Source organism: Microcystis sp. LE19-10.1B (genome assembly GCF_027530565.1).
Lineage (GTDB): Bacteria > Cyanobacteriota > Cyanobacteriia > Cyanobacteriales > Microcystaceae > Microcystis > Microcystis aeruginosa.
In genome coordinates, this window is the sequence record NZ_JAPZQM010000195.1 from 1 (window position 1) to 9,354 (window position 9,354).

Here is a 9,354-nt window from a genome sequence, read left to right on the forward strand (position 1 = left end):
GTAGGGCATACCGGAACCTTTGGGCTCGATCCAATAAACGCTTGGGGAGAGAATACCTCTACTTTTTCAGAAGCAATTCTGTCTAAGCAAGTAATCTCTGTGAACCAAGAATCCCCGTCTCTTTAGAGCGGGGAGTGTCAAGTCAATGATTCGCGTTATCCTAGTAAGCAGGCAATCGCAGCTTCTCTAGTAGCTAATCTGACAGAGGGAGTTTTAATTTGGCAGGTTGCCTGCGAATATTTAGCGGCAAGCCGCAAACTTGAGCCATTTGGGTATGACAGAGCGCAAGCCTATCAGTACATTCGAGATTTGCAACAGGTTTGGTACACAGCTTTGCCAACTTGGGCTGTGATTAATCGTGCTGAGGACTTGATGATCCGTTTTAGTTTGTCTCATTGGGATTCGATGGTGGTTGCTGCTTGTTTGGAAGCAAACGTCGAAACTCTCTATACAGAAGACTTTGGGTATTCAGACATTGATGGGCTGAAAATTGTCAATCCTTTCAAGAGTCCCTAAACCTGCCGCATCATAAGTCGTTTCCCATACCCCACTTCCCACGAAAAACTTTTTCTCTATGTGGAGAAAGATTCGCCAATAGACTGAACAAGAACCTCTAGATGGGCGAGGCTATGGGTGGCCATGGCAGTAAATCGCAGACGACTGGTGGGAACGGTAGGAGGACGAATTGCGGGGGCAAAAATCCCTTTTTCTAGCAGTTTTTGCGATAATTCTAGGGCTTGACCCGGATTGGCCACCGGTAAACATAAAATCGCCGCTTCCGAAGGCAATATATTAAGATTATTTAATTTACTCTTGACAAAATTAATATTTTGGTGTAGGCGTTGGCGACGTTCCGGCTCCAGACGAATAATCTCTAAAGCCATTCTAGCGGCGGCGGTGTCGGCGGGGGATAAACCGGTAGTATAGATCCAGGTGGCGGCGCGATTGCGGATAAAATCGATAATTTTGGCGTTTCCGGTCACATACCCCCCTAAACTGCCCAAAGCTTTACTCAGGGTTCCCATCTGAATTAATTCCCGTCCCTGACAACCACAATATTCCACGCAACCTGTGCCATTTTCCCCCATAACCCCGGTAGCGTGGGCCTCATCCACCAAAACCATGCAATTATAAATCTCGGCTAGAGCGAGAATTCCCGCTAGGGGACAGATATCCCCATCCATACTAAACACTGTATCAGTGAGCAGTAAACAATGACGATAGTGATGACGGTGGGCTAATAGCTGATTTTCTAAGTCTTCGAGACTATTGTGCCGGTATTCTTTCACCGTGGCACCGCTTAACTTGGCTCCATTTTTGAGGCTAGAGTGATTGTATTGATCGCCTAAAATCAGGTCTTTCTGCCCCACTAAACAGGTAATTGTCCCCAAATTGGCTAAATATCCCGAACTAAAAACGATCGCGTCTTCGCTATTTTTAAAAGATGCGATCGCTAATTCTAAGTCTCGATGAAGATCTCGGTGTCCACTTAATAGACGCGAGCCGGTGCTTCCGGTTCCATAGCGTTGTGTCGCTGCTATGGCTGCCGCGATCATTCTTTCATCGGCTGCTAATCCCAGATAATCATTACTGGCAAAATTGAGCAGCGATCGACCCTCTAATTCTATAACGGCTCCGCCCCGGCCTTGAATGGTTTTAACCCTTCGATACCAATCGGCCCGATGGAGGGTTTTTAAGCTATCCTCAATCCAAGAGTAAGGATGATTCATAGGCGATTGATCAATATAGCGGTTAGCTAGGGGAAAATAGCCAGATTGTTGCCGAAAAAAGGCTCTTTTAAGGGTTAATAGTTTCGTAAAAACGACAATCTTGACAGGGACCTGGGGGGTTAATCGCACAGCGCAACAGTTCGGATCTGGCGTTAAAACGACAACTAGCATCCCCCATCACCCAACGTCCTTCAATCAAACTTTTTTCGTTAGGGGTGGGAGCAGTTTGTACATAAAGGGATATTTTGCGTAAACAATAGCCACCAATCTTGTATTGATACTGGTGGTGACGTTCCAAAACCGCATAGGTTTGTCCTTTTAAGGCCAAATAATTACCCGGTTGTGGCATCCAATCCAACTGTATCTCTCCCAAACTTTGCCGCGGATGGGTCAGAATAACCTCCGTTGTTAATGAATCTTGCTCCATGATTATCCCTGTATTCTGGGCTACCTTTGCTCAATGGTAGCTTAGATCTCCGAGTCGATTAATAATTATATCTCCTGCAAAAATCAAAAATCTGACCTTAGGTGAGGAGACCCCCAGACAGAAGACTCCGAGACGGGGGGAGAAAAAAGACAAGAGACAAATATCCTAGAATTGCCAATTTCCCGATTAAAGTGGAAGATAAACCGCAGGATTTTTCCGAGAATTTACTTTAAATCTCTTGCATAATTAATTTTTCAGGGTTCAAAAACTGCAAAAATAAGGACTAAATGGCATAAAGTCTGTAAATAGACTATTTAACTAATTATTATTCATTCTTAATTCTCCTGACTACTGACTACTGGCTACTGACTCCTAACCCTCACAACAATTTTTGATTTTTACAAGAGGTCTTTTATGGTTTACCCCATCCCGCCTGAAGATAATCTACCGCAAAAATTTCCGAAAATTCCCTTAGATCGTCGCGCCTATGCTTTCCTGATCGACTTTGCCTCGATCTGGTTTTTAAGCTCCTTTGCGAACGGTACACCTGTACTGCAATTCTTCCTTTTTCTCCTGATCTGGTGGTGTTTGCGGGTGTTATTGGTAGCGCAGAATCAGGGTCAGAGTTTAGGCCGTTGGGCCTTGGATATGAAGATCATCGATCTACGACTTCAGCGTTTACCCGGAATTTTGGAGTTAAGCAAAAGAGAGGCGATCGCTGGTGGGGGGGCAGCTTTAATGATGCTAGGGTTAAATACTTTTTTTGGCAATCCTTTAAGTTTGATTTTACTATCTTCGCCCCTTTTCGCCGATTGTGGTATGGCGATCGGCGATGAACAATTGAACCGAGCTTTCCACGATCGCATCGGTGGCACGATTGTTATTCCCACCCGTCGGGGTTTTTCTCTCGATCTACGTTTAAGAAGGCTTTGGTATCAAATTAAGGGCAGAATGAGAAGATAAATATCAGTGATCAGTTATCAGTTATCAGTTATCAGTTATCAGTGATCAGTTTTAAGTTTTGAGTTTTAAGTGAGCAGTATTATAGCAGTTTTCATCAGAATGAGGTATGGGCAAGGGGCTTAAGCCCTTTGTTGGCAAAACTTGTCGATACCTCAGTAACGTGAAAAGTGCTATATGTGGGTTTTCCTGTAACGGGAAAACCCTTGATTTTGTCTCCCTGACTTGGTAATAGTCAGGAAAGATTAAGACTCCTGATGAGATCGCATTACAGTGGGAATTTAGGAAATCGGATCAGCGTTGGCATCGAAAAGCCCATAATTAAAGTTATTCCCCCATCCGACGGGCATCGGTGGGGGACAAGAATTAGTCTATTAGGAGTTTACCAAAATGTCAGAAGACAGATTAGAGCGGATCGAGAGAATAGTGGAATCGAACGCTCGCGCTATTCAAGCCCTAGCTGATGCCGTCGCTAGTGACCGCGAGGAACGGAAACAGGAGAAAAAAGGGCTTTACGATTACCTAGCTCGAATAGCAAGCGCACAATCAGATTTTTATGAGACTCAAGCCGATTTTTACCGGCATCTAGAGAGAATGGATGATCGACACGCTCAAATGATTGAAATCATCCGACAGATTAACAAGAACAGAAGCGATCAAGCCTAACCTCTAGAAGTTGCCCGTAGCCGTGCCTACGGGCTTAATTAAGCCCGTAAATATTTCGATAATGGGGTTGATGCTATAGCAGTTTTTATCAGAATGAGGCATGGGCAAGGGGCTTAAGCCCTTTGTTGGCAAAACTTGTCGATACCTCAGTAACGTGAAAAGCGCTATAAATAGCAGTTTCCCAGCATCTTTTCACTGTTTACTGTTTACCGATCACTGAAAAAGGCGGGATCGGCCGGGATCGAACCGGCGGCCTAGTGCTTAGGAGGCACTCGCTCTATCCAACTGAGCTACGACCCCAATTTTTTCCCTAACCATGATAAGACATCCACGGCTAAACTGTTGATTGCCGTGGATTATTTAGGGTTTGCTGAATAAATCTAACAACCTTGTTGGATAAGGTTTTTAGACTTTTTTCCCTCAAAAAGTGCCGACCATTGGAGTGATTGGGGGGAAAATTCCGGGACTTTTTCCCTGAAAATTAGGTAATTGACCACCTGAAAATGGGTAAAACCCCACACCCTACCCCCACGAAAAACTTTTTGCCGCAAACCCTATTTAGGGTTTTTTTTGGGGGGGTAATCTCGACTAATCGGCTAAAAAACGCCTCGATACCCACCCACTTTCTGTTTTATGGCCGTGACATTGGCAGTATGTTAATTTTATTTGCCCTTGAGGGCTTTTTGAAAATTCTTGCGGTAGGCGGGATTAACAGCCAAAAGAAGCGGCCAGAACAGCGTTAGAGCTAAACGATTGGGTAAACTGGGACTAAAATTAGTGCTTCTGTACCCATTCCAGAATTTCCAACCACCGGCACCATAAACAATTATTAAGATAAAAATAACCAGTCTCATGCCATCTCATCCTTGAATTTAGAGAATTCACATCTCCTATTTTAAGCTTGGGTTTTGCCGACTTGGGAAAAGAAAATATTGTTCTGAATCGGGGGGACGGTGTTAGAATGCCGGTTAGGAACTGGCTCGATCGAGGTCGGGAAACTAAAGCCATAATTTGGAAAAACTATTTAAAAACGGCGAAAAGATAGCCTTGGGAGGAAATTATGCGAGCGGTATTAATGGCAGGTGGTTCAGGGACAAGATTACGTCCGCTTACTTGTGATCTTCCCAAACCGATGGTCCCGATTCTCAACCGTCCCATCGCCGAACATATTATTAATTTACTACGAAAGCATGACATTACCGAAATTATCACCACCCTGCACTATCTCCCCGATGTCATGCGCGACTACTTTCAAGACGGCAGCGACTTTGGGGTAAAAATCACCTACGCTGTGGAGGAGGATCAACCCCTAGGCACCGCAGGATGTGTGAAAAATATTGCCGAATGGTTAGATGATACCTTTCTGGTGATTAGTGGCGATAGTATCACCGATTTTGACCTGCAAAAAGCGATCGCATTCCATAAAGGTAAAAACTCGAAAGCAACCCTCGTCCTGACGCGGGTTGCCAATCCGATCGAATTTGGGGTAGTGATTACCGACAAAGAAGGCAGAATTCGCCGTTTTATCGAAAAACCATCCACCAGCGAGATTTTTTCCGATACTGTCAACACCGGAACCTATATTCTCGAACCAGAAGTCCTCGATTATCTCCCCTACAAAGAAGAAGCCGACTTTTCTAAAGATTTGTTTCCGCTGCTGCTGCAAAGGGGCGAACCTATGTATGGTTATGTGGCCGATGGTTATTGGTGCGATGTCGGTCATCTGGAGGCCTACCGAGAAGCGCAATACGACGCTTTATCCGGCAAAGTTAACCTAGAATTTCCCTATCGAGAAAAATCCCCCGGGGTGTGGGTCGGTACTAATACCTATATCGATCCTAGCGCCCACATTGAGGCCCCGGCCATGATCGGCAATCATTGCCGCGTTGGTGCAAATGTTCTGATCGAGAGGGGTTCGGTTATCGGCGATAATGTCACCATCGGTGCTGGTTCCGATCTGAAACGTCCCATCCTCTGGAATGGTGTGGTGATCGGGGATGAGGTCAATTTAGCCGCTTGTACGATCGCTAGGGGAACCAGAATCGATCGACGGGCCCAGGTACACGAAGGTGCGGTGATCGGACAATTATCGATCGTCGGGGAAGAAGCGCAGATCAATTCCGGGGTCAGAGTCTGGCCGAGTAAACAGATCGAATCGGGAGCCATCCTCAATATTAACCTGATTTGGGGAAATACTGCCCATAAAAACCTCTTTGGTCAACGAGGAGTATCGGGACTCGCTAACATCGATATCACGCCCGAATTCGCCGTTAAACTGGGGGCAGCCTACGGTTCCATCCTGAAACCGGGGTCAACGGTAATCGTCTCCCGGGATCAACGCAGTGTCTCGCGCATGGTCAGTCGATCGCTGATTGCCGGTTTAATGTCCGTGGGGGTGAATATCCAAAACCTACAAGCGAATGCTTTACCGATTTCGCGGACTTTAGTGGCTAAATTAAACGTAGTCGGTGGCATTCACGTTCGCATTCATCCCGATCGCCCAGATTTTCTCTTAATCGAGTTTTTAGACGAAAAAGGGATTAATGTTTCCAAAGCGAGGGAAAAGAAAATCGAAGGGGCCTATTTCAAAGAAGATCTGCGACGGGTGGGAATGCAGGAAATCGGCAGTATGTCCTATCCGGCTGATATTCTCGATAATTACCGCAAAACCTTTGAAACTCAGCTAAATGTAGAGGCTATTCGCAATAGTAGCTCCAAAATCGTCATTGATTACGCCTACGGAGTCTCAGGGGCAATTTTACCAGAATTACTGGCCAAATTTGGCTGTGATGCCGTGGTTCTCAATGCCAGTTTACGTCAGAATGCCCTTTCCATGCAGGAAAGAGAGTTACTAATCCATCAATTGGGCCATGTGGTGGAGGCCCTGAAAGCGAACTTAGGGGTACAGGTTTCGGCCAACGGGGAACAATTAGTCCTCGTCGATGAGAGTGGTTTATCGATTCGCGGGGAACAATTAACTGCTCTAATGGTGAATACAATTCTGACCGCCCATCCTCGCGGTACAGTGGTAGTGCCGGTTCATGCTTCTAGTGCCGTGGAACAGATCGCGCGTCGTCACGATGGCCGGGTGGTGCGGACAAAAGCCAGTCCTAGCGCTTTAATGGAAGGATGTCAAACCAATCCTAATGTGGTTTTAGGAGGATGTGGGCAAACTGGCTTTATTTTTCCGCAATTACATCCCGGTTTCGATGCCATGTTCAGCGTGGCGAAACTTTTGGAGATGTTAACCATTCAGGAACGTTCTCTAGCTCAGGTGCGGGCCGAGTTACCGCGCATTTATAATAAGAATACGGCGGTGCGCTGTCCTTGGAAAGTCAAGGGATCTCTGATGCGCTATCTGGTGGAGACTCACGCGGATCTTAATCTAGAGTTGGTCGATGGAGTCAAGGTGATTAATCCCCTTAATGATGACTGGGTATTGATTTTACCCGATGCTGGAGAACCTTTAGTGCATATCTATGCTAACAGTGAGCAGCGGGAATGGGTCGATCGGACAATTAAAGAATATCGTCATCGTGTCCAGTATTTCGTCGAACATTACCAGGGCGAAATAGTGATGATTTAAGAGTTTTCTGCCCTATTAGCCCCGAAACTTGACTATGATGACTTTTTTGACCTAAAAAGTGTCCTAGCCCTGTAGATGCTCATTTTTCCCGCAAAAGCAAGGCGATTCGATCAGCCGCTGCCTCACCAGTGCGGATCGCTCCCTCGAAAAATCCCGGCCAGCGATCGGCCATTTCTGTGCCGGCCCAGTGAATCGGTCCGACGGGAGTAAAAAGAGCCTCGCCGAAACTTGTCCAGACTCCGGGGGGCATAAAAGCGGAATATGCGCCACCAGTCCAGGGATCCCCAGGCCAATCCACCTCATCGTAACTGATCGGGAAAAGGGCCTCTTGACCGAAATAAATAGCTAAATCCGAGAGGACGGCGGCACGGCGCGCCGGACTACTCATGGAGCGCCAACGACTATAGCGATCGCCAACCACAAAGGTGGCGATTACCCCGACGCCGGTTTCGGGATCGGAACTATCGGCACAGAGTTCCAACCATTGACAATTCCCTTGAGCAAGTCCCGCTAGTCCCTGTTTTCGCCAGAAAGGTCGCTCATAGGAAATCAGGACTTTAGCGCAGCATCCCATCGGTACTCGTTGGGTTAGTTGTTCTCGCTGGGGTGGCAGCGGGGGATGATAAATAATGCGGCCGGCAAGATGGGGCGGCATGGCAATGATGGCAAATTTGGCGGTAAAAGTATTCTGGCTGGTTTCTACGGTCACGCCGGCCGAGTCATAATTAAGGCGAAAAACCGGTTCCCCCAGTCGAATTCGCTCTCCTAACTCCGCCGCGATCTTGTCGGGAATTTGTCCCGCTCCGCCATGGATCAGTTCGGCTTCTGGATGTTCGGCCTGAGGGGCGCAATTTTGTCCCCAAAGAACGTGCAGTAGTGAGACTTGGTTGGGTTCGGCCGGCCCGAGAAAACCCACTGCACGCGCCATATAAGCAAAATACCATTGACCAAAATCTGTGCTGGTGTTTTCTTCAATCCACTGAGCAAAAGTTTTACTGTCTAGTTTTTTGGTGTGATCGTTGCTTTGGGGATAACCTGAAGGTAGGGTTTTGGTTAGTTCTTGAAAACGCGCCCATGCTGACATCGCATCTTGCCATTCTGCTGCGCCGATATCGGGTACTTCTCCCTCGTGGAAACCTTGAAAAAAACCATTGAATTCATAGCGTTTGTTGTTAAAGACTAGGACGGTTTTTCCCTGATTGGGAGAGGGAAAACGACGTATTTTATACTCGTCGAGGAGGGCTAAAAAACGCTCTTGGGTTGGGCCCACCCACTGACCACCTCGATCGATCCACTGTCCGGAGGGGAGATATTGACCAGACATTCTGCCACCGTAACGATTTCGCGCTTCGATTACCAGAACTTGATGACCTTGCCTCTGGAGATTACGCGCGGCGATTAATCCTGCTAATCCCGCCCCGACAACGATACAATCATAGCTAGTCCACTGGAGATTTGTCATGATTTTAGCTCCACAGAATATTTTATAATTAGGGTTTGCTGAATAAATCTAAAAACCTTGTTGGATAAGGCTTTTAGACTTTTTTGACCTCAAAAAGTCCCGACCCTTGCAGTGATTGAGGGGAAAATTCCGGGACTTTTTCCCTGAAAATTAGGTAATTGACCAGGTGAAAATGGGTAAAACCCCACACCCCACACCCCACACCCCACACCCAGCCACCAGGAAAAAATTTTTCAGCAGACCCTAGATAGATTGTTTACTAGCTCTAAAAGGTGTAGTAATTGCGGGTATATTGCCCTTGAAAATGCCGTTAAATATTCGAGAGTGGGACTGTCGGCTCTTCTGGTTTCTGTGTGGAGGGAAGAAGAATAGGGATAATTTTAGGCTCTTCGGGAATTGTTATGCAAATAATTAACTTAAAATAAAATTCGATGAGAGCAACTACGCTCAAAAGTAGCTGAAATCCATATAGGGAAGGACTTAAGGCATCAACAGGTTAATACCAAAAGATAGACAATCGAGT

At 46.4% G+C, this 9,354-nt stretch carries 9 protein-coding genes, 1 tRNA gene and 1 pseudogene; 5 read left to right on the forward strand and 6 right to left on the reverse strand.

Translation table 11 applies throughout. The features are described from left to right. Together O9332_RS07160 and O9332_RS07165 are read left to right on the forward strand one after the other, a co-directional pair. A pseudogene (locus tag O9332_RS07160) lies at nucleotides 1–126 on the forward strand (RNA-guided endonuclease TnpB family protein); the annotation flags it as partial. Between the two features lie 183 nt (nucleotides 127–309). Then, complete coding sequence (locus tag O9332_RS07165) at nucleotides 310–516, forward strand: PIN domain-containing protein (protein ID WP_002763429.1); 207 nt, start codon at nucleotides 310–312, stop codon at nucleotides 514–516. Between the two features lie 56 nt (nucleotides 517–572). On the opposite strand, the gene bioF is transcribed toward O9332_RS07165, so the two are convergent. After that, nucleotides 573–1,730: an 8-amino-7-oxononanoate synthase gene (bioF, locus tag O9332_RS07170; protein ID WP_043999506.1), complete on the reverse strand. Its 1,158-nt coding sequence runs from the start codon at nucleotides 1,728–1,730 to the stop codon at nucleotides 573–575. 67 nt (nucleotides 1,731–1,797) lie between these two features. Continuing rightward, nucleotides 1,798–2,157, reverse strand: coding sequence for a DUF6464 family protein (locus O9332_RS07175; RefSeq protein WP_002763426.1), 360 nt, complete (start codon nucleotides 2,155–2,157; stop codon nucleotides 1,798–1,800). A gap of 414 nt (nucleotides 2,158–2,571) precedes the next feature. On the opposite strand from O9332_RS07175, the gene O9332_RS07180 reads away from it, so the two are divergent. Both O9332_RS07180 and O9332_RS07185 read left to right on the forward strand, forming a co-directional pair. Further along, nucleotides 2,572–3,120 (forward strand): RDD family protein, encoded by a 549-nt coding sequence (locus tag O9332_RS07180; RefSeq protein WP_002763424.1) that lies wholly within the window; start codon nucleotides 2,572–2,574, stop codon nucleotides 3,118–3,120. Nucleotides 3,121–3,507: 387 nt separating this feature from the next. After that, complete coding sequence (locus tag O9332_RS07185; RefSeq protein ID WP_002763421.1) at nucleotides 3,508–3,783, forward strand: hypothetical protein; 276 nt, start codon at nucleotides 3,508–3,510, stop codon at nucleotides 3,781–3,783. Nucleotides 3,784–4,009: 226 nt separating this feature from the next. Here the strand turns inward: O9332_RS07185 and O9332_RS07190 are convergent. Further along, a tRNA-Arg gene (locus O9332_RS07190) sits at nucleotides 4,010–4,083 on the reverse strand. Nucleotides 4,084–4,445: 362 nt separating this feature from the next. Beyond that, a complete protein-coding gene (locus O9332_RS07195; RefSeq protein WP_043999505.1) occupies nucleotides 4,446–4,637 on the reverse strand; it encodes a hypothetical protein in 192 nt (63 codons plus the stop codon). Between the two features lie 206 nt (nucleotides 4,638–4,843). Here O9332_RS07195 and O9332_RS07200 point away from each other — a divergent pair, with 206 nt between their 5' ends. After that, nucleotides 4,844–7,369 carry a mannose-1-phosphate guanyltransferase gene (locus O9332_RS07200; protein ID WP_002763419.1) on the forward strand — a complete coding sequence of 842 codons (2,526 nt, stop codon included), beginning with the start codon at nucleotides 4,844–4,846 and terminating at the stop codon, nucleotides 7,367–7,369. 79 nt (nucleotides 7,370–7,448) lie between these two features. On the opposite strand, the gene O9332_RS07205 is transcribed toward O9332_RS07200, so the two are convergent. Beyond that, a complete protein-coding gene (locus tag O9332_RS07205; RefSeq protein WP_288024563.1) occupies nucleotides 7,449–8,831 on the reverse strand; it encodes a flavin monoamine oxidase family protein in 1,383 nt (460 codons plus the stop codon). 73 nt (nucleotides 8,832–8,904) lie between these two features. Then, the gene (locus O9332_RS07210; protein ID WP_288024565.1) at nucleotides 8,905–9,084 is read right to left on the reverse strand and encodes a hypothetical protein; all 180 of its coding nucleotides are present in this window, start codon (nucleotides 9,082–9,084) and stop codon (nucleotides 8,905–8,907) included. Nucleotides 9,085–9,354: the final 270 nt, after the last annotated feature.

Coding starts and splice junctions, on each gene's coding strand:
- O9332_RS07195 (WP_043999505.1), bottom strand. CDS start 4,637: ATGAGACTGGTTATTTTTATCTTAATAATTGTTTATGGTGCCGGTGGT.
- O9332_RS07205 (WP_288024563.1), bottom strand. CDS start 8,831: ATGACAAATCTCCAGTGGACTAGCTATGATTGTATCGTTGTCGGGGCG.
- bioF (WP_043999506.1), bottom strand. CDS start 1,730: ATGAATCATCCTTACTCTTGGATTGAGGATAGCTTAAAAACCCTCCAT.
- O9332_RS07180 (WP_002763424.1), top strand. CDS start 2,572: ATGGTTTACCCCATCCCGCCTGAAGATAATCTACCGCAAAAATTTCCG.
- O9332_RS07175 (WP_002763426.1), bottom strand. CDS start 2,157: ATGGAGCAAGATTCATTAACAACGGAGGTTATTCTGACCCATCCGCGG.
- O9332_RS07185 (WP_002763421.1), top strand. CDS start 3,508: ATGTCAGAAGACAGATTAGAGCGGATCGAGAGAATAGTGGAATCGAAC.
- O9332_RS07200 (WP_002763419.1), top strand. CDS start 4,844: ATGCGAGCGGTATTAATGGCAGGTGGTTCAGGGACAAGATTACGTCCG.